24 protein-coding genes and 2 tRNA genes are annotated in these 26,309 nt (G+C 72.3%); 7 read left to right on the forward strand and 19 right to left on the reverse strand.

Annotated features, from left to right (window positions below):
• Positions 1-2: 2 nt before the first annotated feature.
• Genes AB0A65_RS03890 through AB0A65_RS03930 form a run of 9 tightly spaced genes read right to left on the reverse strand, consistent with a single transcriptional unit; the run spans position 3 to position 7,203 of the window.
• Positions 3-803, reverse strand: coding sequence for an NAD(P)H-binding protein (locus AB0A65_RS03890; protein WP_359945823.1), 801 nt, complete (start codon positions 801-803; stop codon positions 3-5).
• Positions 800-1,435: a helix-turn-helix domain-containing protein gene (locus AB0A65_RS03895; protein WP_359945826.1), complete on the reverse strand. Its 636-nt coding sequence runs from the start codon at positions 1,433-1,435 to the stop codon at positions 800-802. The genes AB0A65_RS03890 and AB0A65_RS03895 overlap by 4 nt, the downstream gene beginning before the upstream one ends.
• A gap of 58 nt (positions 1,436-1,493) precedes the next feature.
• Positions 1,494-2,156, reverse strand: a complete 663-nt coding sequence (locus AB0A65_RS03900) for a dihydrofolate reductase family protein (RefSeq protein WP_359945829.1) — start codon at positions 2,154-2,156, stop codon at positions 1,494-1,496.
• Complete coding sequence (locus AB0A65_RS03905) at positions 2,156-2,629, reverse strand: SRPBCC family protein (protein WP_359945832.1); 474 nt, start codon at positions 2,627-2,629, stop codon at positions 2,156-2,158. The genes AB0A65_RS03900 and AB0A65_RS03905 overlap by 1 nt, the downstream gene beginning before the upstream one ends.
• A complete protein-coding gene (locus AB0A65_RS03910; protein WP_359945835.1) occupies positions 2,619-2,966 on the reverse strand; it encodes a metalloregulator ArsR/SmtB family transcription factor in 348 nt (115 codons plus the stop codon). The genes AB0A65_RS03905 and AB0A65_RS03910 overlap by 11 nt, the downstream gene beginning before the upstream one ends.
• A gap of 46 nt (positions 2,967-3,012) precedes the next feature.
• Positions 3,013-4,932, reverse strand: coding sequence for an FtsX-like permease family protein (locus AB0A65_RS03915; protein ID WP_359945838.1), 1,920 nt, complete (start codon positions 4,930-4,932; stop codon positions 3,013-3,015).
• Positions 4,933-5,667, reverse strand: a complete 735-nt coding sequence (locus tag AB0A65_RS03920; RefSeq protein WP_359945841.1) for an ABC transporter ATP-binding protein — start codon at positions 5,665-5,667, stop codon at positions 4,933-4,935.
• A 57-nt stretch (positions 5,668-5,724) separates the two neighbouring features.
• Positions 5,725-6,543, reverse strand: a complete 819-nt coding sequence (locus AB0A65_RS03925) for an alpha/beta hydrolase (RefSeq protein WP_359945844.1) — start codon at positions 6,541-6,543, stop codon at positions 5,725-5,727.
• A gap of 51 nt (positions 6,544-6,594) precedes the next feature.
• Positions 6,595-7,203, reverse strand: a complete 609-nt coding sequence (locus AB0A65_RS03930) for a response regulator transcription factor (RefSeq protein ID WP_359945847.1) — start codon at positions 7,201-7,203, stop codon at positions 6,595-6,597.
• 218 nt (positions 7,204-7,421) lie between these two features.
• Between AB0A65_RS03930 and AB0A65_RS03935 the strand changes: the two genes are divergently transcribed.
• Complete coding sequence (locus AB0A65_RS03935) at positions 7,422-8,615, forward strand: helix-turn-helix domain-containing protein (protein WP_359945849.1); 1,194 nt, start codon at positions 7,422-7,424, stop codon at positions 8,613-8,615.
• Positions 8,616-8,801: 186 nt separating this feature from the next.
• Here AB0A65_RS03935 and AB0A65_RS03940 read toward each other — a convergent pair whose 3' ends face one another.
• Positions 8,802-10,058, reverse strand: coding sequence for an MFS transporter (locus AB0A65_RS03940; protein WP_359945852.1), 1,257 nt, complete (start codon positions 10,056-10,058; stop codon positions 8,802-8,804).
• 148 nt (positions 10,059-10,206) lie between these two features.
• On the opposite strand from AB0A65_RS03940, the gene AB0A65_RS03945 reads away from it, so the two are divergent.
• Positions 10,207-12,720: a tetratricopeptide repeat protein gene (locus AB0A65_RS03945; RefSeq protein ID WP_359945855.1), complete on the forward strand. Its 2,514-nt coding sequence runs from the start codon at positions 10,207-10,209 to the stop codon at positions 12,718-12,720.
• A gap of 43 nt (positions 12,721-12,763) precedes the next feature.
• On the opposite strand, the gene AB0A65_RS03950 is transcribed toward AB0A65_RS03945, so the two are convergent.
• The 5 genes from AB0A65_RS03950 to AB0A65_RS03970 all read right to left on the reverse strand — a co-directional run bounded on the left by AB0A65_RS03950 (position 12,764) and on the right by AB0A65_RS03970 (position 17,301).
• Positions 12,764-14,098 carry a hypothetical protein gene (locus tag AB0A65_RS03950; protein WP_359945858.1) on the reverse strand — a complete coding sequence of 445 codons (1,335 nt, stop codon included), beginning with the start codon at positions 14,096-14,098 and terminating at the stop codon, positions 12,764-12,766.
• 85 nt (positions 14,099-14,183) lie between these two features.
• Positions 14,184-14,969, reverse strand: coding sequence for a MerR family transcriptional regulator (locus AB0A65_RS03955; protein ID WP_359945861.1), 786 nt, complete (start codon positions 14,967-14,969; stop codon positions 14,184-14,186).
• Positions 14,970-15,055: 86 nt separating this feature from the next.
• Positions 15,056-16,156: a serine hydrolase domain-containing protein gene (locus tag AB0A65_RS03960; protein WP_359945864.1), complete on the reverse strand. Its 1,101-nt coding sequence runs from the start codon at positions 16,154-16,156 to the stop codon at positions 15,056-15,058.
• Positions 16,157-16,361: 205 nt separating this feature from the next.
• Positions 16,362-16,449 (reverse strand) — tRNA-Ser (locus AB0A65_RS03965).
• 75 nt (positions 16,450-16,524) lie between these two features.
• Positions 16,525-17,301, reverse strand: coding sequence for a type II CAAX endopeptidase family protein (locus AB0A65_RS03970; RefSeq protein WP_359945867.1), 777 nt, complete (start codon positions 17,299-17,301; stop codon positions 16,525-16,527).
• A 262-nt stretch (positions 17,302-17,563) separates the two neighbouring features.
• On the opposite strand from AB0A65_RS03970, the gene AB0A65_RS03975 reads away from it, so the two are divergent.
• The 5 genes from AB0A65_RS03975 (at position 17,564) to AB0A65_RS03995 (ending at position 20,537) form a co-directional block, all read left to right on the forward strand.
• Entirely contained in the window at positions 17,564-18,397 is an 834-nt protein-coding gene (locus AB0A65_RS03975; RefSeq protein WP_359945870.1) for a hypothetical protein, read from the forward strand.
• 41 nt (positions 18,398-18,438) lie between these two features.
• A tRNA-Ser gene (locus tag AB0A65_RS03980) sits at positions 18,439-18,530 on the forward strand.
• Between the two features lie 198 nt (positions 18,531-18,728).
• Positions 18,729-19,172: a hypothetical protein gene (locus AB0A65_RS03985; RefSeq protein ID WP_359945873.1), complete on the forward strand. Its 444-nt coding sequence runs from the start codon at positions 18,729-18,731 to the stop codon at positions 19,170-19,172.
• A 122-nt stretch (positions 19,173-19,294) separates the two neighbouring features.
• Complete coding sequence (mshD, locus tag AB0A65_RS03990; RefSeq protein ID WP_359945876.1) at positions 19,295-20,242, forward strand: mycothiol synthase; 948 nt, start codon at positions 19,295-19,297, stop codon at positions 20,240-20,242.
• A gap of 166 nt (positions 20,243-20,408) precedes the next feature.
• Positions 20,409-20,537: a hypothetical protein gene (locus tag AB0A65_RS03995; protein WP_359945879.1), complete on the forward strand. Its 129-nt coding sequence runs from the start codon at positions 20,409-20,411 to the stop codon at positions 20,535-20,537.
• A gap of 561 nt (positions 20,538-21,098) precedes the next feature.
• Here AB0A65_RS03995 and AB0A65_RS04000 read toward each other — a convergent pair.
• From AB0A65_RS04000 to AB0A65_RS04015, 4 genes are all read right to left on the reverse strand, one after another.
• Positions 21,099-22,100 (reverse strand): inorganic phosphate transporter, encoded by a 1,002-nt coding sequence (locus AB0A65_RS04000; RefSeq protein WP_359945881.1) that lies wholly within the window; start codon positions 22,098-22,100, stop codon positions 21,099-21,101.
• Positions 22,101-22,102: 2 nt separating this feature from the next.
• Positions 22,103-22,732, reverse strand: a complete 630-nt coding sequence (locus AB0A65_RS04005; protein ID WP_359945884.1) for a DUF47 family protein — start codon at positions 22,730-22,732, stop codon at positions 22,103-22,105.
• A gap of 192 nt (positions 22,733-22,924) precedes the next feature.
• Positions 22,925-24,871, reverse strand: a complete 1,947-nt coding sequence (locus AB0A65_RS04010; protein ID WP_359945887.1) for an ATP-dependent DNA helicase — start codon at positions 24,869-24,871, stop codon at positions 22,925-22,927.
• Positions 24,868-26,223 (reverse strand): AI-2E family transporter, encoded by a 1,356-nt coding sequence (locus tag AB0A65_RS04015; protein ID WP_359945890.1) that lies wholly within the window; start codon positions 26,221-26,223, stop codon positions 24,868-24,870. Before AB0A65_RS04015 ends, AB0A65_RS04010 begins: the two co-directional genes overlap by 4 nt.
• Positions 26,224-26,309 lie beyond the last annotated feature (86 nt).

Below are 26,309 nucleotides of genomic sequence, written 5' to 3' on the forward strand. Positions count from 1 at the left end.
GTTCAGCGGAAGTCGGCGGCGTGGTCCACGGTCCACTGCTCATAAGTGCGGGCCGGGCGGCCGGTGACCGCTTCGGACGTGGGGCCGTAGGAGATCGCCTGGGCCGAGGCGAGCATGTCGAGCAGGGCCGCGGGCATGAACCGCTCGGCGGCCGAGCGCGGCAGCTCCTCGACCGCGATGTCGCGGCCGATCGCCTTGCCGATCAAGGCGACCTGCTCGCGCTGCGGCAGGTGCCCCGGACCGTCCACGATGTACTTCTGCCCCTCGTGGCCGCCGCTGAGGAGCGCGGTCGCCGCGACGTCGGCGATGTCGCGCTCGTGGATCGGGTTCACGGGCGCGTCCGGGTAGGGAAGGCGCACCAGACCTTCGGTCTTGATCGACTCGGCCCACCACAGCGAGTTGGTGGCGAACATGCCCGGCCGCACGAACGTCCACGACAGGTTCGACGCTTCGAGCGGGCGCTCGACGGCGAGGTGCACCTGCGCGATCGGGTTGGTCTCGGGGCCGGCGGCGGCGGCCGAGGACAGCAGGACCACGTGCTTGACGCCCGCGGCCTCCGCGGCGGGCACGAAGTGCTCGATGCCCTCGTGGGCCGCGTACAGGAAGACCTTCTCGACGCCTTCCAGTGCGGGCGCGAGGGTCTCGGGGGCGGTGAGGTCGAAGCGGGCGGGCAGCGCGCCGCCCGGCAGCTCGACCTCGACCGGGGTGCGGCTGGCCGCGCGGACGGGCGTGCCCGCGAGGATCAGCTGCGCGATGACGTTGCGCGCGATGGAACCTCGCGCGCCGGTGACCAGGACGGTCATGGGTGGTCTCCTTCGGTGGTGGTGTCCACGGCGAGCCGCGCGAGGATGCGCGACAGGGTGTCGCCGTAACGGGTCTCGAAATCGGGATCGTCGATGTCGACGCCGAAGAGGCGCCGGGCGGTGGTGCGGAAGACCGCGGGCGCGAAGACCATGCCCATCATGGCGAGCTGCACGGCGGCGGTGTCCAGGTCGGGGGCGAAGTCGCCGCGGTCCTGCCGCTCGCGCATCCGCTCCTGCTCGGCCTCGACGTCGGCCTGGGTCTCCTCCTGCGGGCCGCCCTCGGCGAGGGCCTGCCACAGGACGAGCCGCACGGTGCGCACGTCGGAGAGGTTCTTGCGCAGGTACCAGCGCATGAGCTCCTCGGGCGGGACGCCGGACTCGGCGTGGTCGCGCTCGTGCTCCAGCCAGCCGCGCTGGAGGGCGCGGTACAGGCCCTCCTTGCCGCCGAAGTAGTAGCTGACGAGCTGCTTGTTGACGCCCGCGCGCTCGGCGATGGCGCCGACGCGGGCGCCCTGGTAGCCGTGCGCGGCGAACTCGGTCAGCGCCGCGTCGAGCAGCTTCGCCTTGGTGCGCTCCGCATCGCGTACGCGCGTCGAGGGCTCAGGGGCCCGCCGGTTCGTCCTGGGTTCCACAGGACGAACCCTACCACTTAATTATCCGTCTGGTTGATTGGGTCAAACCCGTGGTTGATTAGGACCGGACCCGGTACGTCAGGTGCGTGCCGGACTCGGTCGCCACGGACGAGACGGGTTCGAGCTTGACACGGGCGTGGTCGATGCCGCCGAAGAGGGCGTCGCCCCCGCCGAAGAGCACCGGCCGCAGCGTCAGCGAGAACTCGTCCACGTGCCCGGCGTTGAGGAACTGGAGGATCGTCTCGGCGCCGCCGCCGATGCGCACGTCGCGGTCCCCCGCGGCCGCGCGGGCCTGCGCGAGGGCGCTCTCGATCCCGTCGTTGACGAAGCGGAACACGGTGCCGCCCGGGCGCTCCCAGGGCTCGCGCACCTCGTGGGTGAGCACGAAGACGTCCGTGTGGAACGGGGCGTCCTCGGGCCAGCCGCCCTCGCCGCCGTCGAACATGCGCTTGCCGATGATCGTGGCGCCGGTCCGGTCGAACACGGCCTTGAGGGCGTCGTTGTCGGGGCCGGTCTTGCCGCCCGAGCCCATCTTGAGGTTCTCGCGGAAGAACGCCTGCCCCATGGCCCAGCCCTGGAGCTCGGCCCACTGCGACATCCACTGCTTGTACTCGGGGTCGTGGGTGCGGCCCTCGTTCATCGCCTTCATGGCGCCGCCGTCGACCGGGGCGGTGTACCCGTCGAGGCTCATGGTCACGCTGAAGAACACCTTGCCCGCCATCAGATCTGGCCTTCCTTCTCGATGTAGGCCGCGAGGCGGCCGAGTGTCTGCTTGCCGCCTTCGATCGCGCCGTACTTCTCCACGACGAGGTCCTTGTGGGCCTTCGACGGGAACACGGTCCGCATCTCCAGGTCGGTCCGTTCGCCGATGTCGGTGAAGGTGAGGACCTGGTCGAAGCTCTCGGGGTCGCCCTTGAACGTGCCGTGGACGAGCCGGATGCGCTCGGGCGCAGTGATTTCGGTGAACGTGATCCAGTTCGGGAAGTCGGTGCCGTCGGGGCCGTGCATGGTGAAGTCCCAGTCGCCGCCCTCGCGGAACGCGAAGGCCCGCGTCGTGGTCGTGAACCCGTCGGGGCCCCACCACTTCGAGAGGTGCCGGACCTCGGTGAACGCCTTGAACACCAGTGCCCTGGGGCCGTTCACCGTGCGGGAGAGCACGATCTCCCGGTCGGTCGTCTGCTCGTCAGTCGCCATCTCGCCCTTCCTCTTCCTTCAGTTCCTGCACGTACTCGTCCAGCCGGTCGAAGCTCGCCTCCCAGAACCGCTCGAAGCCGCCGACCCACTCCTGGACCGGTCGCAGGGCCTCGGCGTTCAGGCAGTACAGGCGCTGCTTGCCGTCGCTGCGCACGCGCACCAGCTCGACCTCCCGCAGGACCCGCAGGTGCTTGGACACCCCGGGCTGCGGCAGGCCGAGCTCGCCCGCGAGCTCGGACACGGCCAGCTCCCGTCCCCTGAGCAGGTCGAGGATGCGCCGGCGCTGGGGCTCGGCGATCGCGTTGAACGCGTCGGAGGTGGTCGCGGCTCGTGCCATGCACCGATCATATACCCATAACGGAATATGTCAAGCGGGGTCCGGGCTATTCGCGGGAGGCGACGAGGCGGATCGGGGGCGTGCGGGTCGCCGACAGGGCCGTGACCAGGCTCGTCGCACCGACGACGACGGCCGCGCCGAGGGCCAGTGCGATGAGCAGCGGCCACTGGACGGCGAGGGCGCTCGTCCCGGCGAGGGTCTCCAGGGCCGCCGAGACGCCGAGCACGGAGGCCGCGGCGGCGAGGGCGCCGAGGAGCACGCCGATGCACACGACGGCCTGCGACTCCAGGAACGCCAGGGCGACGACCTGGCCGCGGGCGAGGCCGGTGACGCGGGCGGCGGCGAACTCGCGGCGCCGGTTCGAGGCGGCGATGACCACGGCGTTGACGATCGCGATCACGGTGTACAGCATGGTCATCCCGAGGAGGACGATCATCGTGTCGCGGGTGAAGCGCTCGTCCGCGGCGGCGGCCGCGTCGGCCCACTCCTCCACAGTGGTCACCCGGCCGAAACCGCGCAGGTCCGCGGCGACCGCGTCGGCGTCCGCGCCCTCGTCGAGGCGGACCACGTGCTCCCACGCCCCGGCGCCCTCGGGCGCGAGGCCGAGGGGCAGCAGGTACTCGGGACCGGCGACCGAGGGCGGCAGGATCGCGGCGATCCGCACGTCGAAGGACGCGCCGCCGAGGGTGGCGTGCAGCGTGTCGCCGACGCCCCACTCCCGTTCGCGCCCTTCCTTGGGGCTCACGGCGACCGCGTTCCCCGTGAGGTCGGCGAGGTCGCCCGCGACGGGCTCCACGTGATGGGTCGCGGCGTAGTCGGCGGGGTCGACGGCGAGGCCGTAGTGCGCCTCGGTCCACGCGGCGCCGGACTCCTCGAAGGCCAGCTCGAAGAGGACCTGCGCCTGCGCGGACGCCGCGGCGACGCCGTCCGCCTCGGCGATCCCGGCCTCGGGACGGTCGGCGGCGACGATCAAATCGCCGTCCACAGTGCTCATCGTCTCCTGGCGCCCGGCCTCGCCGACGGTGGCGAGGGTGCCGCCGATGCTCGCGGTGAGCGCGAACAGCACCATGATCGGCGCGGCCGTCGAGGCGCTGCGGCGGGCGTCCGACCGCAGGTTCGACAGCGCGAGTTCCCCTGTGACGCCGCGGAAGACGAGCCCGAAGAGCCGGGCCGCGAGCGGGACGATGAGCGGCGCGAGCGCGCTGAACCCGATGACGAGGGGCACCGAGACCAGGAACGGCGTCACTTGGATGAACCAGACCGGCAGGGGCGCGGCGCCTCCGGGGAAGAGCACGTAGAGGACGACGGCCCCGGCGACGAACACCAGGCCGATGACCCAGCGGGACGCCGTCATGACCTGCGCGGCCTCCGCGCCTTCGCGCAGGGCCTCCTGCGGGCGGATGCGCGCGGCCCGCCGCGACGAGGCGAGGACCCCGAGGACGGCGATGAGCACGCCGGTGCCGAGCGACACCGCGACGACCCACGGCCGCCACTGCGCCGTGAACCCCGGCGGGGCGAACCCGAACCGGTCCAGGACCCAGGTCTGCACGCGCATCACCGGCAGGCCGAGGACGATTCCGAGCGCGGACCCGGTGAGCCCGAGCAGGACCGCCTCCCCCACCAGGAGGGAGCGCACCTGGCCGCGGCTCGCGCCGGTGAGCCGCAGCAGCGCGAGCTCCCGGTGCCGTTGGGCCACGGTGAAACCGAACGTCGAGGCGACGATGAACACCGCGGTGAACGCGGCCAGCGCGAGCACCATCGACAGGAGCGTCAGGGCCCCGTCGTAGGCGCCCTGGAGCGCGAGCGCGTCCTCCGGGGGGAGTCCGGCGGGGATCGGCGCGGTCGCGGCGGCGACGAGCGCGAGGAGCGAGGACTGGACGAGGGCGACGCCGAGGCAGACGGTGAGGAGGGCCCCGGCGAAGACCTGCCAGCGGTCGCGGAAGGTGTTCCAGGCGAGGAGCGGCATCTAGTCCTCCAGGGCCGCAAGGCGCTCGGCGACCTGGCGGGTCGTGGGGCGTTCGAGGCGGTCGACGATGCGGCCGTCCGAGAGGAAAACAGTGCGGTCGGCGGCCGCGGCGGCGGCCGGGTCGTGGGTGACCATGATCGTGGTCTGGCCGCGTTCGTCCACCATGGACCTCATGAGGGCGAGGACAGCGCGGGCGGCCTTGGTGTCGAGGGCGCCGGTGGGCTCGTCGGCGAAGAGCACGGCGGGGCGGGTGACCATGGCGCGGGCGATGGCGACGCGCTGCTGCTGGCCGCCGGAGAGCTCGCGGGGGCGGTGCCTGCGGCGGTCGGCGAGGCCCACGGCGTCGAGCACGGCGTGGACCTCGGCGCGCTTGGGTTTGCGTCCGGCGAGGCGCAGGGGCATGGCGACGTTCTGCTCCGCGGTGAGGGAGGCGATGAGGTTGAACGTCTGGAACGCGAAGCCGATCTCGGTGCGGCGCAGGCGGGTCAGTTCGGCGTCGGTGGCGCCGGTGATGTCGCGGCCGCCGACCCGCACGGTCCCGGCGGTGACGCGTTCGAGCCCGGCGGCGCAGTGCAGGAGCGTGGACTTGCCGGACCCGGAGGGGCCCATGACGGCGGTCCAGGAGCCTGCGGGGAACGCGATGTCGACGCCGTCGAGGGCGCGCACGGCGGTGGCGCCCTTCCCGTAGACGCGGGTGACGCCGGCAAGGTCGACGGGGGGTTCGGTGGTGTGCATGCCCGCAAGGGTGCGGGCGGGGCCTGACACGCCGCTGACACGGCGGCGGGCCCGGTGTCAGCGCAGCGCGCGGATGTCGGCGAAGACGCGTTCGTGGGCGGCGGCGGCCTCGGGCGAGGTGAGGTCCATGCCCTGGATGAACCCGTGGACGAGGCCCGGCTCGCAGCGGTAGACGACGTCGTTCCCGGCCTCGCGGAGGCGGTCGGCGAAGACCCGGCCCTCGTCGCGCAGGGCGTCGTCCTCGGCGGTGACGATCACGGCGCGCGGGAGGCCGCGCAGGTCGGGGACGAGCATCGGGCTGTTCGCGGGGTCGGCGCGGCGCCCGGGGTCGGGCTCCCACTGCGCGGCGGCCCACGCGAGGAAGTCCGCGTCGAGCCCGAAGCCGGTTCCCTTCTCCTCGACGCTCGGCTGCGAGAGCGTCAGGTCCGTGTTGGGGCACAGGAGGATCTGCACGTCAGGGACGGGTTCCCCGTTGTCGCGCAGTCGGATGCAGGCCATGGCGGCGAGGAACCCGCCCGCGGAGTCCCCGGCGACGGCCCACGGCCGGGCCCAGTGGAGCACGGCGGCGACGTCCTCGATCCCGGCGGGGTTCGGGTGCTCGGGGGCGAGCCGGTAGTCCACGGCGAGCACTTCGACGCCGCACTCGGCGGCGATGCGGCGGCAGGTGCGGTCGTGCGTGTCGAGGTCGCAGATCACCCACGCGCCGCCGTGGACGAACACCACGACCGGGCGCGGCTCCCCGTGCCCGTACCGGCGCAGCCGCAGCCCGCCGGGGCCGGTGAGGTCCTCCACGTGCGGCAGCTCGGGCCCGCGGGCGCGCCGCCCCTGCCGGGCGGTGATGTCCGCGCGCAGTTCGTCCAGGTCGGGGATCGCCATGGGAGCCATTCTCACACCGCCCCGCCCCACCCGCAACTCCCGTCCCGGGCGCTACGAGATGATGCCGATGCGGAACCCCGCGGCGACGGCGTGCGCCCGGTCGCGGGCCCCGAGCTTGCGGTACAGGTGCCGCGCATGGGTCTTGATGGTGTCCTCGCTGAGGAACAGGAGCCGGCCGATCTCGGCGTTGCTGTGGCCCTCGCTCATCGCGCGCAGTACTTCGAGCTCGCGCTCGGTGGGCGCGGCCCCGAACGTCGGCTCGGCCCTCCGCTTCGCCGCGACGCCGGGCCGCGGCCAGTTCGCCAGCATCGAGCACGTCAGGGCCGACACCAGCTCGTCCGCGTCCGCGCCGGAGCCGAACACGCCGCGGGCGCCCGCGGTCACCGCCTCGGCCGCGAGCTGCGGGCCGGTCACCCCGACGACGATGATCGCCGTGCGCGGCCAGGTGCGGCGCACCCGCGTCAGGAACGCCGCCCCGTACGAGAGGGCCACGGCCGCATCGAGGATCGCCACCTCGGCGGGGCGCTGCGCCTGCATGGCGAGGGCGTCGTCGCCGGTGCCCGCCGTGCGCACGGCGTGGTCGATGCCGTGCCGGGCGGCGACGGCGGCCATGCGCTGCGTCGCGGCGAACGTGCGGGAGCAGATGAGTACCGAAAGCATGCTTTTCCTGTCGGCCGTGGACGCGCGGTGCGGGCCCGTGGTGGGATCGGAGCTGGTCGGCACGGGCTGGCGACCGCATACGGTCCTGCGACTGTGCGTCGTGCCATATAGATTGACGGGTGAGCGCGATTCCGGTCATTGGCAGGCGGGACAGCGTTTCGGCCGGCGCGTTGTTCCCCGACACAGTCCGCGCGCAGGCGATCCCGGCGGAGGTGACGGTGGAGAGCATCGAATCGACAAGCAGGACAGCGGAAGAGATCATCCGGCGCATCGGCGGCGGCGTCCCGGCGCTGGCCGAGCTCATCACGCAGCGGATCTTCACGGAGATCCCGGTCTACGCGGCCGGGGCGATCCCGCGGGAGATGGTGCTCGCGTCGGTCGTCGGCAACGTCGAGGACGCGTTCGACCGGTTGTCCGGCCGCAAGTTCGACCTGGCGATGGCCGTCAAGACCGGCCGCCTGCGGGCGCAGCAGGGCATGCCGCTCGCGGACCTCCTGTCATCGTTCCGCATGGGCTACGACGAGACGTGGGACGCCATCATCAACGCCGCGCGGCTGGCGCCCCCGATCCCCGCGGACGAGGTCGTCGACCTGTCCCGCAACTGGTTCCACCTGCACAACCTCGTCGGCGACACCCTCATCCACGCGTACCGCGAGGAGGCCCAGCACCTCCTGCTCACCCGCGAGCGCGAGCGCGCGGCCCTCGTGAACGTGCTGCTCACCAGCGACATCGGCCTCGCCACGGTCGTCGAGGTCGCGGACAAGCTGCGGCTGCCCGTCGAGGGCGAGTTCGTGGTCGTCGCGGCGGCCACCGGCCTCGGCGAGGACCCGATCCCGCGGGTCGGTTCGAGCCTCTCGGCGATCGACGTCGCGTCGGTGTGGCACCTCGCGCAGGACGCGCTGTACGGGGTCCTGTCCCTGGACAAGACCTCCCGCATGAGGCCGGTCCTCGACGTCCTGGAGCGCCACGCCTCCGGCCCGATCGGCGTCAGCCCGGTCTTCGTGCCGCTGCGCCGCGCCGCCTGGGCGATGGGCCTCGCGCAGCTGGTGCTGCGCCGCCACCCCGGGACCGCCACGGTGGAGCAGTTCCGCGACAACCCGATGAACGTCCTCGTCGCATCCGCCCCCGACGCGGCCCAGGAGACCTCCCGGACCGTCCTCGGCGGCCTCCTCGACCTCGCCCCCGACCGCCGCGACCTCCTCCTGGAGACCTTCAACGCCTGGATCGAGGCGGGCGGCTCGGCCCAGGCCACCGGCGAGGCCCTCACCTGCCACCCCAACACGATCCGCCACCGCCTCCGCCGCATCGAGGTCGTCACCGGCAGGAGCCTCGCCCGCCCCGGCGACATCGCCGAACTCGTGGCCGCCTGCCACGCCTGGACCCAGCTCCCGCCCCAGTCCTGGAACCGCTGACACGACCGCGGGGACGCCGACCCGGCGTCCCCGCAGTGCTGGTGGCGCTAGCGCCAGGTGCTGTCCTTCTGCATGTGGCTGTTCGTCATGGCTCCTCCTCTCCTCGTGTGCGAATCCGGTCCGGCGACTGCTAGCGCCAGGCGCTGTCCTTCTGCACGTGGTTGTTCGTCATGGCCCCTCCTCTCCTCATGTGCGAATCGGCTCCGCCCGGTCCGGCGACCGCTCGGGAGTCCGCGGCCCGTCCGTGCCGGTGAGCCCGAAGGCGAACGCGATCGCCAGCGCGCCGAGGGAACCGGCGGCGCCGCACACCGCGATCGCGGTCGACGGGGGCATCGCCTCGGCGAGCGCGCCCGCCGCGACCATGCCGAGGCCCTGCGCGGTCTGGAGGCCCGCGGCGGCGAACCCGACGGCACGGGCGCGCATCCCGTCGGGCACCAGCTGCACGAACCTGACCTGCGCGAGCACGAGGTAGCTCGACGCCAGGCCCGAGACCGCCCACAGCACCACCGTGACCGGCAGGCCCGGTGCGAACGCCGTGGCGGCCAAGGGGAGTCCCGCGGCGAACGCGAGCGGCACCGTGAGGCGCCGCCGCAGCCCGGTCCCGAGCCGCGCCACGAGCAGGCCGCCGACCACCATGCCGACGACGTCCGCGGCCATGAGCACGCCGACTGCGGCGTCCCCTTCGCCGATCTGCTCGGCGTACGGGGCGGCCATCGCCTCGGGGACCACGAAGCACCCGAACGTCCACACCAGGGCGGCCAGGCCCATGAGGCGCCGGTCGCCCGCGACGAGCCTGATGCCCGCGAGCGCGAACCCGCTGGCGCGGGCGGACTTCTGGTCGGTCTCGGGCTCGGGCAGGTGCGGGCGCAGGCCCCAGCGCAGCAGCGCGGCCGAGACGAGGAACGAGGCGGCGTCGATCGCGAGCACCAGGTGGGGGCTCCCGGTGCCCGCGACGATGACGCCGCCGAGCGCGAACCCGGCGATCTGCGCGATCCCGTCCGTGGACGACGCGATGCTCATGCCGACCTGGTAGCGCCCGTCCGGGAGCACCCTGGGGAGTGTCGCGATGCGGGCGGCGGAGAACAGCGGGTCGGGGCAGGACGCGGCGACCACGAGGACGGCGAGCAGCGGCAGCGGCACGGCCGGGACCGCCATGAGCCCGATGAGGACCGCGCGGATCAGCTCCACGGCGACCATGACGGTCCGGCGCGAGTACCGGTCCGCGAGCCCGGCCAGCAGCGGGGCCGTGAGCAGCGGCGGCAGGTACGTGGAGGCGTACACGAGCGCGGTGAGGGCCGCGGAGGACGTCCGGTCGAACACCAGGAGCGCCAACGCGACCCGCGCGAACTGGTCGCCGATGCGCGACTGGGTCTGCGCGATCCACAGCACCCGGAACTCGCCCACCGCGAACACGTCGCGGAACCTGGCCGCCTGCTCGGTCATGCGCCTCCCTCGGTACGTCCCGGGCCGCCGCGGCCTGGTGGACCGCGGCGGTCCGCGCCATTGAATCCCGTGCGGGCGTTGACGAGAAGGAGCCGTTGAACTACGTTGAACCGGTCCTCGGCGCCGACCCCAGTGGAGGCACCCTCCCGTGACCGAGAGTCCGCGACCGCCCGGCTCCGACACCGTCGCGAAGCTGTCCTCCTGGCTGGCCGCACACCTGGCCGACACCGGCCGGACCGCCGCCGAGGCCGCCCGCGACCTCGGGATCGGCGAGGCGGTCGTCCGCTCCTGGCTCACCGGGCACCGCCCCGAGGACGGGGAGTTCGCGCACCTCGACACGCCCGCGAAGCTCGGCGCGTGGCTGCGCGCCCGCATCGCCGACTCCGGCTGCACCGTCAGGCAGATCGCAGAGTCCACAGAGGACGTCAGCCGCGTCACGGTGTACTACTGGATCCGCGGCGAGCACCTCCCGCGCCCGCCCGCGGGCGACGAGCCCGACCGGTTCGACCTCCTCCTCAGCAACCCGCGCCTCGGCCTGAGCCTGCGCGAGCGCGTGCAGCTCGACGAGGTGCGCCGCCGCCTCACCGGCACGTCCCTGACCACCCCCGCCGCCGACTGGCCCGCCCGGGCCCTGCCCGCGGGCGACCGGGCGTTCACCGGCCGCGGCGAGGAGCTGCGGCGCCTCGACCGGCTGCTGCGCGGGCACCGGAAGGACGCGGCCGTCGCCGTGCTCACCGGGACCGGCGGCGTCGGGAAGACCGCGCTCGCCGTCCACTGGGCCCGGAGCCGGGCCGTGCGGGCGGCGTTCGCGGACGGGTGCGCGTACCTCGACCTCAACGGCTACGCGGAGGCGCCGCCGGTGACCCCCGAGCAGGCGATGACGCGACTGCTGGAGCAGCTCGGCACCGACCCGCAGGCGCTGCCCGCCGACCCCGCGGCGCTCAGCGCGCAGTACCAGGAGTCGTTGCGCGGCAGGCGGATTCTCGTCGTCCTCGACAACGCGCACGCCGAGCCGCAGGTCCGCCCGCTCCTGCCCGCCGGGCCCGGGTGCCTCGCGGTCGTCACCAGCCGCAACCGGCTCGACGGCCTGCACGCCACCCGCTCCGGCGTCACCGACCTGGCCCTGGACGCGCTCACCGGCGCCGAGGCCGACGCGCTGCTGCGGAGCCTGCTCGGGCGCCTCGCCGTCAAGGGCGCCGGCGGGGACGAGATCGCCGCGTTCACCGCGGCCTGCGGGCGCCTGCCGCTCGCGATCCACATCGCGGCCGCCAACTACCTCACGCACCATTCGCGCACGGCCTCGATCGGCGAGTACGCCGAGACCCTCGCCGCGGACCGGCTCGGCCACTTGCAGGTCGGTCCCACCGATCCGTCCACTTCGGTCGCCGCCGCGATGGACGCCTCGTACCAGCACCTCACCCCCGCGGCCCAGCGCGCCTACCGCCTCCTCGGCCTCCACCCCGGCCCGGACTTCACCGCCGCCATCGCCGCGAGCCTCACCGGGCAGGGCCCGGCCGACACCGCGGCCGCGCTCCTGGAGCTGACCCGCGCGAACCTCCTCGCCGAGGGCGCCCGCGGCCGCTTCGCCTTCCACGACCTCCTCCGCGACCACGCGGTCCTCCTGGGCCGCAGCGGCTCCGAGGCCGAGCGCCTTGAGGCGATGCGCCGCCTGCTCGACCACTACGTCCACACCGCGTACCCGGCCGCGCTCCTCATCCAGCCGAGCACCCACGAACTCGCCGTCCCCCTCGCCGAACCGGCACCAGGGGCCGCCCCCGAAACCCTGGCCGACCGGGACGCCGCCGTCGCCTGGTTCGAGGCGGAGCACCCGGGGATGACCGCAACGGCGATCCGCCAGGCGCCCGGCGCGTTCGACGCCCAGGTCTGGCAGTCCTCATGGGCGCTGTTCGGCTTCTTCTCCGTCCGCGGCCGCCTCCGCGACCACCTCGCCCTCTGCCGCACCGCCCTCGCCGCCGCCGAACGCCTCGGCTCCATTGCGGCCCAGGCGAACACGCTCCGGGCCCTGGCCTGGAGCGAGACCCGCCTCGGCCGCTTCGACGAGAGCCGCGCGCACCTCCTCCGCGCCCTCGAACTCTCCGCCGGGACGGGCGACCTCATCGGCCGCGCCGCGACGTACCACAGCCTCGCGGGCCTCGCCGGACAGCAAGGGCGCCATGCCGAAGGGCTCGACCACTCGCGTCGCGTCCTGGAGCTCTTCACGACCGCGGGCAGCCCCGTCGGCATCGCCCGCGGCCTCAACGCCGTCGGCTGGTTCCACGCGCAGCTCGGCGACTACCCCGAGGCCCTCGACCACTGCGAGCGCGCCCTCGCCGCCGCCCGCGGCCTCGAACCGGGCCACCGCGCCCCCATGGAGGCCATGACCTGGGACAGCCTCGGCCTCATCCACTTCCGCCTCGGCAACCACGACGAAGCCCGTTCCTACTACCTCCGCGCCCTCGCCCGCGACCGCGAACTCGGCGAGCACCTCGACGCCGCACACGCCCTCACGTCCCTCGGCGACCTCCACCTCGCCTCCGGCCACCCCGCCGCCGCCTGCACCGCCTGGCAGCAGGCCCTCGACACCTTCACCGACCTCGGCCACGCCGACACCGAATCAGTCCGCGCAAAACTCGCCGCCCTCCAGGAGCCCCCCGCCGATTGACCGCGGGGCCGACTTCAACTCCTCACCACGAACCTCGCCGAGCTCAGAGGGCGAGGCCGCGGACGCGGCGCTTGGGTTTGCCTTTGGCGTCGCGCGGGACGTGCGGGTGGAGGGGCCAGCGCTCCATGAGCGCGTTGCGGAGCGCGCGCCCGCGGGCGTTGGCGATCCCGGTGCCGGCCGTGGCCGCGACGAACAGGCCCGCCGAGACGAGCACGGCCGCAAGGGATTCGGTGCGGTAGAGGGCGAAGAACTCCTGCGAGCCGAGGCCGTAGCCCTGCCCGAGCAGGGAGGCGGCGGTGCCGAACACCAGGCCGATCCCGGACAGCACCGTGGCGACGCGCGCCAGGGGGTGGATGCGCCGCGCCACGTGGTAGTCCAGGAGGTCCCCGTCGGGGCGGGAGGACCGGGGGTCGGCCAGCGCCGCGCGCAGTTCGGCGCGCTCGGACTGCCGCCGCCGCCAGTCGATCAGGACCCCGGCCACCGCGAGCAGTGCAGCGATGGGGAGCAGGACCGCGAAGATCCAGATCCCGCCCGAAATCACGAATTCGACGGGCGCCGCATAGTGGACCTCGTCGCATTGGGCCCCGGCCCTCGGGGCGGACCCGCAGCGCAGTCCCAGCGACGCCGACAGCGCGACGAAGCCGAGGACGCAGAGCAGCGCCCCGCCGTGGACGAGGCCCTCCCCCTTCGAGAACGTCAACCTGGCGCCGCGGCCCCGGCCCCCGGACTTCGCCCGCTTCCACGCCTCGGTCTCGTCCCCGGACTTCCAGTGCGCAGCGATCAGGGCGCGGCGGCGCCGGTGGATCGCGGGGAGCCACTTCTGGCAGGCGTACCCGACGAGGCCCATGAGCGCCGCGTAGGCGAGGCAGGCCCACGTGACGTTCCAGCCGTCGGGGTCGCTGTCGGCCAGCACCACGAGCAGTGCGATCAGCCCGAGCCCGCCGACGCACGCGGCGTTCCACCACGCGAAGTACCTGAGCGTCCGCGCCGGCTCGTTGATCACCGACGCCACCTGCTCGGGCGAGGGGACGGCCTGACGCGACGCCCCCCGCTCCGCGGCCCTGACGAGCGCCTTCGACGTGGCCGTCTCCTGCAAGCACCCCGCCACCGCCCACAGGACCGCGGCGACCAGCGCGAACCCGAGCAGGAGGCCCGCGCTCATCCGGCTGAGGTGGTCGACGGCCATTTCGGCTCCGGGATCGCCGATCAGGTGCTCCTCGGCCATGATCCCCGCACCCATCAGCAGCACGAACGCCGCCGCCAACCCGATCAGGAACGCGGTCAACGACCTTGCGCACGCCCGCGCGGTCTCACCCGCGAACCCGACCCGGTACTCATGCCAGTGCCAGCCGCTCGCCCGGCCGCCCTCATCGCCCACGAGGCCCCCTCCGCGTCTCGGCCTTCGCCGCATCCTAAAAAGGCGGCGCAACCAATACAGAACGGGCGGCCGACGCCCGGCGCGGTCATCGGGTGCTCGGGCCGGGGATGCGGATTCCGGCGGCGCGGAGTCGTGCTTCGAACAGCGAGGAGAGCCGCGCCATGGCCGGGGTCGGCCGTTCGCCGTGGCGGGCGATCATCGCGTACCGGGCGGCCGTGTCGGTGCGGGCCTGCAAGCCGGTGACGGTCTTCAGGAGCACGGGGTCGGCGAGGTAGTGGTCGGCCGCGTCGGCGGCGAGCCGCTCGATGCGGGGATCGTCGGGGTCCCAGGCCGCGGCCTCGGCGACGCGCCTGGAGAAATCGCGCAGGGCGGCGTCCCCGAGTACGTGCTCGAACTGGTCGAGGTAGTCGTCGAAGCCCTCGGGGACCAGGGCGCGGGCGAGGATCCAGCTATCCCTTGTGGATTCGATTTCGGCGGCGGTGTAACCGTTGTCGCGCATGCCCTGCAACATCGCGACGGCCCGGTCGGGCAGCAGCGCCCGGTCGCCGTCGGCGAGGCGGTGGAGCATGGCGCGGCGCGCGGTGAGCTCGGCGATGCGCTCGTCGAGCCGCCGTTCGACTCCGGAGATCCCGGTCGCGAACCGCGCGGGGTCGGCGTCGAGCAGGGACCCGATCTCGACCAGGGGCACGCCGGCGGCGGCGAGGGTCCGGACCCGCACGAGCCGGAGCAGGTCGTCCGATCCGTAGCGGCGGTATCCGGAGGCGTCGCGTTCGGGCTCGCCCACCAGGCCGAGCTTGTGGTAGTGCCGGACCGTCTTGACCGTGACGCCGACGAACGCGGCCGCTCGGCCGATCGTGACTCCGTTGCGCATGCGCTCATCCTCCCTGGGGTCGTCGGCGTCCCGGACCCAGACCGCGCCCGGCCCGGCGGGCCGGGCGCGGCCCCAGCGTCTCTGGTCTATGCGGCCCGGCCGCTGCTGAACACTTCGCCGAGCAGGCGCTGCTGCGCGCCTTGGAATGCCGCGGCCACGGTGAGGCCCGCGTCGTCCACGCAGTTGAGGGCGGCGGTGAGGGTCGTGGACCCGTCGGGGGTCGCGTACATGAGCGCCGCGTACCCGGCCAGGGCGCCGTTGTGGGAGATGACGGTGGCGCCGTCGTCGGTGGTCAGCACGAACACGCCGAGCCCGTAGTCCATGCCGGGGATGCCCGTGGCGTGCGGGGTGAACATCTCTTCGCGCAGCTCGTCCGGGAGGAGCCTGCCGCCGGTGAGCGCGGCGATGAACGTGTGCAGGTCGCCGGTCGTGGCGATCATGTCGCCGCCCGCGGACACCCAGGAGGGGTCCTGGCGGGAGATGTCGACCGTGTCCTCCCCGTCCCGGTAGTAGGCGTGGGCGTAGGGCTCGGGGATCTCGGCGCCGGTCGGGACCGCGGTGTGCGACATGCCGAGCGGGGCGAGGATGAGCCGCTGCATCTCCTCCTGGACCGTGCGGCCGGTGACCCGCTCGATGAGCAGGCGGGCGAGGACGTAGTTGGTGTTCGAGTAGCTCCAGCCCGCACCGGGCTCGAAGCGCGCGGGCCTGGCGAGCGCGAGTTCGACCAGCTCCTGCGGCCGGTACGTCTTGAGCCGGTTGTCCAGCCATTCTTTCCCGTTGGGGCCGTAAGGCATGGGCACGCCGAGCACGACCGAGCCGTCCTCGTACACCTCGCCGGTGAAGTTGAACAGGCCGCTGGTGTGCCGGAGCAGCATCCGCACGGTGATCCGCTCGTCGATCCCGAACTCGGGCAGGTGGCCCGCGGCCGGGTCGTCCAGGCCGATCCGACCCTCGGCCACCAGTTGCAGCACCATCGTCGCAGTGAAGGTCTTGGTGTTGCTGCCGATCCGGACGTACCCGTCGACGTGCGGCTTCGCGCCCCCGCCGAGCTCGGCGGCCCCGGCGCTGCCGGTCCACTCCCCGTGCCGGTCGTTGACGCGGGCGGTGATCCCGACGATGCCGGACCCGACGATCGACTCAAGAGTCCGTTGCAGGTCGCCGGTACGGGCAGAAGAGTTGTCGGTCATGGCGGTTCGCTCCTTCAAGCGGTCGTTTCCCCTCGGCTCGTCGCCGATGCGGAAACCCTCCACCCTGACCCCGGGTCAAGGTCAACCATGATGCGCGGCACAGCGGCCACTGGATGCGCGAAAACGACCGTGGGACCCTGCCGGTTCGGCAGGGTCCCACGGTTCACGGCGGAGGCCATACTTTCTGACCTCCTCCACTTCGTTGCGGAGGATATGGGATTTGAACCCATGATCGGGTATCACCCGAAACCCGCTTAGCAGGCGGGCGCACTAGGCCACTATGCGAATCCTCCAGGAGCCGCACGTCAGACGTACGAGCATCGAGCATACCGGTAGGGCGCGAGGGGGGCCAAGCGGGTTGGGGTCGGTCAGAGCCAGCTCACGTGGGGTGCGACCAGGAGGTATCCGACGAAGGCGGCGATGTCGAGGAGGGTGTGGGCGACGACGAGGGGGCCGGTGCGCTTCCACTTGAGGAAGCACAGCGCGAAGACCGCGCCCATGACGGCGTTGCCGATGAAGCCGCCGAAACCCTGGTAGAGGTGGTACGTCCCGCGCAGGAGCGAGTGCGCGACGACGATGGTCACGGGGCGCCAGGCGAGCTGCTGGAGGCGGGTGACGAGGTAGCCGACGCCCACGACCTCTTCGACGATCGCGTTCTTGAGGGCGGCGAGGACGAGGACCGGGACGGCCCACCACACGTCGTTGAGGTTGGCGGCCGCGATGGTCGCGTTCAGGCCGAGGGCGCGGGCGGTGAAGTAGAGCGCGAGGCCGGGGATGCCGATGCACGCGGCCAGGCCCGCCCCGCCGAGGAGGTCGAACCAGGGGCGGCGCGCGTCGAAGCCGATGAGCCGGAACGGGTTCCCGCGGTCGAGGCTGAGGAGGTGGAGCGCCAGCGCCACCGGGGCCATGGCGAGGGTGAGGCTGACGATCTGCTGCGCGAGGTCGTACCAGGGGCGCTCGGCTTCAGCGCGCGCCGAGTTCATGGACTGGACGGAGTCGGCGAGGCCGCCGGGCTCGGTGAGGGTCCCGACGATGTCGACGGCCGACCAGATCGCGGAGGCGCCCAGGGAGAGCAGGAGCACGATGACGACCTCGCGGCCGATCGTGCGGCGTGGGAGGAGCGGAGGGGCATCGGTCTGCGGCATGCGCACCAGAGTGCCAGAGACACGAAAGGGGACGCCGCGACGGGACCGGTCGCACCGCGTGTGCGACGCGTCGCCGCAAGTCAGGGGCATGATCGAAGGCGTTAGGCGAGGTGCTGTGAATCTCATCCCACTCGGCGACGCTCACCCTCACGGCACCTCGCCTGCCTACACCCCGTCGCCGCGCCGCGTCTGTCGGTTTATTGACACTAGGCTTGCGGAATCAGGTAAGGTTAGCCAGTCCTTACCTGAGAGGGGTATCCTGATGCGGCTCGCGACTGCGGAAGCCTTCACGGGCGCCCCCGTACTCGCACTCGCGCCCCTCACCAACCCGATGCGCGCGCTGCGCGCCGTCGCGGCCCGGGTCGAGCGCGAGAGCGGCCCCCACCCGGTCGCCGGGATCAGGTCCTGGCTCTACGGCGACCCCGTCGCCGACGCCGTCGAGTTCCCCGCCGCCGAGCTCGCCGCGGGCGTCCGCGTCGAAGAGCTCATGGCGACCGCCGCCGCCCTGTGGGGCGGCTCCGCCCACGCGAACGCGGCCCTGGCGTGGAAGACCTACTGCTACTGGACCCTCGCACCCGCCGTCCTCGGCTACATCGCCGCCCGCCGCGTCCCCGTCATGGACGCCGCGAACACCGTCTTCCGCGTGAGCGCCGACGCCCCGATGTTCTCGGTGCGCCAGGCCCGCCCGCGGTTCCTCGCGCTCCCGCACGACCCGTGCGCGGGCCACCCGGACGTCGAGGTCGTCGCGAACGAGGAAGTCCTGCTGGACCGCTTGCGCGCCACGGCCTTCGACGACCACCTCGCGCCGGTCCTGGACGCGTTCCTGGCCCGGGTGCGGGTCGGGCGCCGCACGCTCATGGGGTCGCTGGCCTCGGGCCTGTCGTACGCGGTCGCGTCGATGGCCCCCGCGGTGCCGGACGCCGACGAGGTCATCGCGAAGACCCTGCTCGAAGCGTTCGACGTGGCGCACCTGGTGGACGTCGCCACCGGGGAGGACGGCCGCCTCGCCTACCGGCGCCGCACCTGCTGCCTGGCGCTGACCATCGAGGGCGGGCGCACCTGCGCGACCTGCTGCGTCCAGACCGATCGGTGCTAGCGACCGCGTTTGATAGATTGACGCGTGCCTTCACAGGCTCTGGAGAAGTCGCATAGTGGACTAGTGCAGCGGTCTTGAAAACCGCCGTGGGTGTCAAAACCCACCGTGGGTTCGAATCCCACCTTCTCCGCCAGACCAGTACCAACACGCCTCTGCGAAGCAACCTCACTGAGAGTCATTGCGAAGCAACGGTTTTTGCATTACAGTGTCCACTGAGCGCAACGAGATCCAGTTGATCCCGCTCGGCGAATTTCGGCACGTGAGTGCCTTCTGTGTGCAGTTGACCCCGACTGCGCCCTTCCGCGACACACGACCTCAGGGAGTGACCCCCTTGCGCAGACTCAAGAGCCGCGCCTTCAGCCGCATCCTCACCGCCGCCGTCCTCAGCGTCCTGACCGCCGTGGGTCTGGCGTTCACCGCCTCGCCGGCGTCCGCCGCGCCCTACTGGCAGGAAGTGAACACCGGCCCGACCTGGAGCTGCAATCCGACCAAGATCCACCCGGCGAAAGCCGGAGTCGGCTTCCAGACCTGCATCGTCGTCAACGCCAACTACGACGCCCAGGCCGTGCTCGTCGTGGTGAACAACTCGTCGAGCGCGATCCAGCTCTCCGGCGTCATCGACACCAGCTTCGGAGCCGACGCCAGCTGCTACTCGTCCACCCTGAACCCCGGGTTCAGGCGCGGCTGCTTCGGGCCCACCGTGCATGTAGGAAGCGGCGTGACCCTCGGCGCAACCTCGTACCTCACGGTCAACGGCACAACGGCGATCAACTAGTCGCTCACCGCCGCGGGAGGACGCCCCCCGGGTGTGCTCCCGCGGTCGCCCGGCCGTGCTCTGGGCACATAAAAGGACTCAGCACCCCGGCACGGTGCTGAGTCCAGGAATAGAGTAACCCCATGGCGCAACATGCTTCACTTCCGGGTCGGGATATTCACAGAATCGTTACCATGGCGCGTCGCTGCGAGGAGGCCGACGGCATCGCCCCGTTCAACGAGCAGACCACCTTGGCGATGTCGAAGAACCCCGACAAGGCCCGCAGGCATTTCGTTGTGCCCCTTAACGACACGGTGGTCGCGTACGCGGGCGCGGAGGTCGTCGGGGACGTCGCGGAAGCGGAGCTGGCGGTGGATCCGGACCACCGCGGCAAGGGGGTCGGCGGGCGCCTGCTCGACGCCGTCCTGGACTGGATCGGGCCCGCCGCGAGCGAACTGCGGGTGTGGGGCCACGGCGACCTGCCCGCCTCGGCGCGGTTCGCGGAGGCCCGCGGCTTCGACCGGGTGCGGGTGCTGTTCCAGTTCTCGCGGAGCCTCGAAGGGTTCCCGTGGCCCGCGGCGTGGCCGCAGGGCGCCGGGAGGAACTGGCCCGTCGGGGACGCCCCGGCCGCCTCCCTTCCTGCCGGGGTCCGCCTGCGGCCGTTCAGGACCGGGCAGGACGAGGCCGAGTGGCTGCGGGTGAACGCGGCCGCGTTTGCCGACCACCCCGAGCAGGGCCGCTGGAGTGCCGCGGATCTGCGTGCGCGCGAGGAGGAGTCCTGGTTCGACCCGGACGGCCTCCTGGTCGCCGAGGACGACGACGGCATGCTCGGGTTCCACTGGACCAAAGTGGAGGGCGGGGTCGGCGAGGTGTACGTGCTGGGCGTCGACCCACGCGCGCAGGGCACCGGCCTGGGCCGGACGCTGACGCTCGCCGGGCTCGCACACCTTGCGGCGCACGGCATCCGGCAGGTGGACCTGTACGCCGACGAGTCGAACGCGAAGGCCGTGGGCCTGTACCGCAAGCAGGGCTTCGCGGTCGTGCGCACCGACGTGCAGTGGTCGCGGCCCCTGGCCTGGACCCGCCCCTAACGCGCGGGCGAGCGCCCCGGCCGGGTAGCCCTCTTCACCGGGCAGCACCAGGCGGGCCTCGCCCTCCTGGAGGCTGACGCGCGGCAGGATCGGCCCCATCTCGCGCTGCTCGGCCGCGGCGAAGACCTCGCCCACGGTGGAGTAGCGCGACAGCTCCGCGAGGACCGTGGCCTCGGGCATCGACATCTGGCCGCCGTACTGGCAGACGGCCTGCTCGGGGCCGATCCAGGTGGCGTACTCGGGTTCGCGGACGCGGATGCGCGGCTGGAAGCCCTCGGCGAGGGTCGCCACGTAGATCCACGTATCGAAGCGGACGGGCTCGTACTCGGGGGTGACCCACCGGGCCCACGCCCGCTGGAGGGCGACCATCGCGCCGGTCTCCTCCTCGACGGCCCGCACGCCGGTCATCGCGACGTCGGGGTCGTCGGGCTTGTGGCGCCCGCCGGGGAACCCATAGAGGGACCCGCGGGGGCCGGTGCCGGAGCGCTCGTACCCGCCGTCGACGTCCAGGTGCGCCCACCGCTCGCGCACGGTCGTACCGGGCATGTCGGCGCGGCCGATCGCCGGGAGGCCGAACGGCTCCTTCGCGGCGTGCCGCAGCAGGAACACCCGCAGCGGGGCCTCGCGCAGGAGCACCACGACGGCGGCGCGCTCGGGTTCGGCGGGAGCGCCCTGCTCCTTGAGTCGGGAGAGAGCCCGGGCGGCCGACGCCGAGTCGACCGCCCTGAAGTCCCACTTCCCGAAGCGCTGTACGGACATGCACTTGACGCTAGCCGAAACGGGGGCGGCGCCGGTGCGCAACGGGAGAAACGGGAGCGGCCCGGTCCGGGGGGGACCGGGCCGCTCCGCGGATGCGCTAGCCGAGGAACTGGATGGGCAGGTAGAAGAGCGCGCCCACCAGTGCCGCGATCGGGAACGTGATGATCCAGGCGATGACGATCGACCGGGCCACGCCCCACCGGACCGCGCGCTTGCCGCCGGTCGAGCCGACGCCCATGATCGCGGAGGTGATGGTGTGCGTGGTGGAGATCGGCGCGCCGAGGAGGAACGTGTTCGCGTACAGCACGGCGCTGGCGACGGTCTCGGCCGCGAAGCCCTGGGGCGGGCCGAGGTCGATGATGCGCCGGCCCATGGTCTTGATGATGCGCCAGCCGCCCGCGTACGTACCGGCGGCCATGACGGCGGCGCTGGCGAGGTACACCCACTCGGGGATCGGGTCGCTCGCGTTGTAGTACCCGCCGACGGTGAGGGCGAGGACGATGATGCCCATGACCTTCGCGGCGTCCTGCATGCCGTGCCCGAGGGACATGGCGGCGGCGGAGACGGTCTGCGCGTGGCGGAAGCCGCGGTTGAGCTTGTCGGGGCGGCCGCGGCGGAAGAGCCAGTAGACGGCGATCATGACCAGGAAGCCGAGCACGAAGCCGACGACCGGCGAGATGATCGTGGGCAGCACGATCTTGTCGACGATGCCGCTCCACAGGACGACCGCGCCGCCGGCCATGGTCGCGCCGACCATGCCGCCGAACAGCGAGTGCGAGGACGAGGTCGGCAGGCCGAAGTACCAGGTGATGAAGTTCCACGTGATGGCGCCGAGGAGGCCCGCGATCACGATGAGGATGCCGTCGATCCCGCCGGGGAGCTCGACGAGGCCGCTGGCGACGGTCGCGGCGACCTTGCCGCCGAGGTGCGCGCCGATGAAGTTGCCGATCGCGGCCATGCCGAGCGCGACGCGCGGGCGCAGCGCCCGGGTCGAGATCGAGGTCGCGATGGCGTTCGCGGAGTCGTGGAAGCCGTTGGTGTAGCCGAAGAGCAGCGCGGCGGCGATGCAGACGACGACGGCGACGAGCACACCGTCCACGCTCAGGACTCCTTGACGTAGACGGACTCGACCACGTTGGAGACCGACTCGAACGAGTCGCACGCGGCTTCGAGCTCGTCGCCGACCTCTTTGAGCTTCATGACGGTCAGGGCCTCGTACTCGCCGGAGTACAGGCGGACCAAGAGCATCCGGTAGGCGCGGTCGCCGTCGTTCTCCAGGCGGTTGCACTCCACCCAGAACTCCTGCATGGTGGCGTTGAGGCCCTTGAGCTTCGGCATGTACTCCACGAGCAGGTCGGCCTGCTGGGAGAGGACGGTGATCTGCTCGATCATCTCGCGCGGCAGGGCCGGGAGGTCGGAGAGGCCGTACAGGTAGACCAGGTTCGCGGCGGCCTCGATGTGGTCGAGGATGTCGTCGAGCTTCCCGGCCAGGTGGTACATGTCGGTGCGGTCCATCGGGGTGACGAACGTGGAGTTCACCTTGTTGAACAGGCGGTGCGTCAGCTGGTCGTTGTCGTGCTCGACGTCGACGAGGCGCTCGGAGATCTTCTGGAAGTCGGGCTGGTCGTCGCCCAGCTCCGAGAGGATCCCGACGCCGCGGCGGATGTTGTCCGCGGCGTCGTTGAAGAAGGTGTAGAACGCGTCGTCCTGAGGCTTCAGCGAGAACCGCACCGGGCACCCCTGCTTTCGGTCGCTTTGACTGTCCTCACTGTACCGATCAGGCAAGGGGACGGCTGGAAATCGTCACGCCGAAGTTAACATCCAGGTGAACGTGACACAAGCTAGCGAAGTTCCCTGTGTGAGAATCCACGAAACCGCTCTAAGCTGGGGTTATACAAGAGTTCTAATGAAGTTCATGAATTGTTAACCTTCGGCGGCGGTGTCCGCCAGACGGCCTAGCGCCCCCGCCACCGAGTCCGACTTCGTCGTGTACCAGAACGGCGGCAGCGAGTCCCGCATGAACTTCCCGTACGACCGGTTCGTCTGGAGCCGCGAGTCGAGGATCGCCACCACCCCGCGGTCCGAGGTCCGCCGGATCAGCCGCCCCGCACCCTGCGCGAGCCGGATCGCCGCCGCGGGCACCGACACCTCCGCGAACCCCGAGCGCCCCGCCGCGTCCGCGGCCTCCGACCTGGCCGCCGTCAGCGGCTCCGTCGGGCGCGGGAACGGGATGCGGTCCACCACCACCAGGCGGCACGTCATGCCCGGCACGTCCACGCCCTGCCACAGCGACATGACCCCGAGCAGGCACGTCGAGTCCTCCTCCTTGAACCGCTTCACGAGCGACCCGAGGGTCTCCTCCCCCTGGAGCAGGATCGAGTAGTCCGTCTTGGCGCGCAGCAGCTCCGCGGCCTCCGCGGCCGCCTTCTTCGACGAGAACAGGCCCAGCGTCCCGCCCCGGCTCGCCTCCACCAGGCGCAGCAGCTCCTTGCCCGCGTCGTCCGACAGGCCCGACGCCGTCGGGCGCGGCAGCGCCGCCGCCACGTACAGGATGCCCTGCTTCGGGTAGTCGAACGGCGAACCGACATCGAGGGAGGTCCAGCCGTGCCCATCCGCGGGCAGGCCGATGTTCCGCGCGACCGTGTCGAACTTCCCGCCCAGCGTCAGCGTCGCCGACGCCGCGACCACCGTGCGGTCCTCGTACAGCATCGCCGAGAGCAGCCCCCCGACCGACAGCGGCGCCGCGACCAGCGTGGGGCCGTTCGGCTCCGCCCAGATCACGTCGTCCCCCGCCGGGCCGATGCACCGGCCCGCCGTCTCCACGGCCTCCACCAGACCCGCCTTCAACTGCTGGGCGCTCAGCTGCTTCTTTGTCTCCGCGTCCAGTGCGCTGAGATGGGTCGTGGCCTTCACGCACGAGGCGTTGACGAGGTTCAGGGCCTCCTGGAGCGGCGCGGGCAGCTCACCGGAGAACCGCCGCTCCCCCGCCATGTTCAACGCGTTCTCCAGCGAGTCCGCGGCCTCCCGGATCTCGTCGGCCGCATCGGAGTCGATGAGGCGGCGCCCGCGCTGCGCGAGGAACCGCAGCCGCGCCGGGTGCAGCTCCGCGCGCGCCGCGTTCGTGACCCGATCGACCAGCTCGTGCGCCTCGTCCACGATCAGCACCTGGTGCTCGGGGAGCACCGACCGCTCGTTCATCATGTCGATCGACAGCAGCGCGTGGTTCGTGACGACGATGTCCGCCTCGTGGGCCCGCGCCCGCGCCAGCTCCGCGAAGCAGTCGGGCCCCTGCGCGCAGTCCTTCGCGCCCGGGCACTCGCTCGACGTCGTCGAGCCCTGCTTCCACGCCCGGTCGCTCACGCCCGGGTCGAGGTCGTCGCGGTCCCCGGTGTCGGTGTCGTTCGCCCAGTCGTACAGGCGCTGCACCTGCTTCGCGAACGACGCCTGCTGCCCCGCCCACTTGAGCTGCTCGGTCCCTTCGAGCATCCCGTCGTCTTCCTCCTCATCGCCCGCGATCTTCCGCTTGCAGAGGTAGTTGTGGCGTCCCTTGAGGAGCGCGAACGACGGCTTGCGGCCCAGCACCGGCGCCACGGCCTCCACCAGGCGCGGCAGGTCCACGGCCACCAGCTGGTGCTGGAGCGCGAGCGTCGCGGTCGACACGACCACGGTCTTGCCCGTGGCCAGCGCCGCGCACAGGTACGCGAGCGACTTGCCCGTCCCGGTGCCCGCCTGCACGAGCAGGTGCTTCCCGGAGTCGACGGCGGTGGCGACGGCCGCGCACATCTCGCGCTGGCCGTCGCGGGACGCGCCGCCGGGGGTGGCCGCGACGGCGGCGTCGAGGATCTTGAGGGCTTCGGTGTCGGCGCTCATCGCTCCCGGGCCGCCCGCTCGCCCGCGTCGATCGGGTCGCCTGCGGCGTCGGCCTCGGCGGTCGCGTCGCCGTCCTCGGCGCCGCGGGACTGGGCTTCGCGGCGCGCGTCGCGGAAGCGGTTGAGCGCCCGGACGGTGCCGTTGACGATCGCGAGGAGCGGCACGGCGACGAGCGCGCCGACGATGCCCCACACGAAGCCGCCCGCGGTGACCGCGAGGACGATCGCGAGCGGGTGGAGCTTGACGGCGCGGCTCATCAGGAACGGCTGGAGCAGGTTCGATTCGAGCTGCTGCACGGCCAGGACGATGCCGAGGACGATGAGCGCGTTGACGAGTCCGTTCTCGGTGCCCACGAGCGCGACGACGACGGCGACCGCGCCCGAGACGGTGGCGCCGATGATCGGGATGAACGCGCCGAGGAACACGAGCGTGGTCAGCGGCAGCCACAGCGGGATGTCGAGGAGCCACAGGCCCAGGCCGATGAAGATCGCGTCGACGGCGGCGACGACCACGACCGTGCGCATGTACTGGACGAGCGTCGACCAGCCCGCGCCGCCCGCGTAGCGCAGCGACTCGGTGGCGGGGCGCGGGAGCCAGCCGGTGAGGAAGGTCCAGATGCGGCGGCCGTCGCGGATGAAGAAGTAGGTGGTGAACAGGACCAGGAACAGGCCGGTGACGAAGTTCCCGAGCCCGGACGCGGTCGAGCCGGCGACGCTGAGGCCGGTCTGGACGATGGTCTCCTGGTTCTCGCCGTACCAGTTGGTGATGTTGGCCTGGACGTCGGCGAGTATCTCCGCGACCTGCGCGCCGTCGAGGCCGTACGGGCCGGATTCGAGCCACGCCTGGGCGTCGCGCAGGCCGGTGACGATCGAGTCGTAGAAGTCGGGGACGCCCGCGATGAACTGCTGGATCACGAAGGTGATGACCGAGGAGACCACGGCGAGGCCCGCGACGAGCATGAGGATCGAGGCGAGGGACTTGTTCCAGCCGTGGCGGATCAGCCAGGCCGCGGGCGGCTGGAGCATCGCGGCGAGCAGGAACGAGATCACGACGGGGATGACGACCGTGGTGACCTGGCTGAGCAGGTACAGGACCACGGCGAGCAGCGCGCCGATGATGAGCAGGCGCCACGACCACGCGGCGCCGACGACGAGTCCTGTGGGGACGTACCGGCGCTCGGGGTCGCCGCCGAGGGCGGCGGCCGGGTCCTCGGGCGGCAGGTCCGCCCCGCCCCCGCCGACGTCCGGCTCCTCGTCGGCGCGCCCGGCGACGGCGCGCTCGGCGACCGGGTTGAGGCGCATGCCGATCCACAGCTGTCTGGCCCGGGCGGTGGTGCGGCGGAATCGGCTCACGGTGTCTCCAAGGACGGTTCCTCCGGAAGGAGGCGGGTGCAACGTCAACACGTACCGTACCGGTTCGGTGCGACTGTCCCCATCCA

The organism is Glycomyces sp. NPDC047010 (assembly GCF_040644205.1).
GTDB lineage: Bacteria > Actinomycetota > Actinomycetes > Mycobacteriales > Micromonosporaceae > Glycomyces.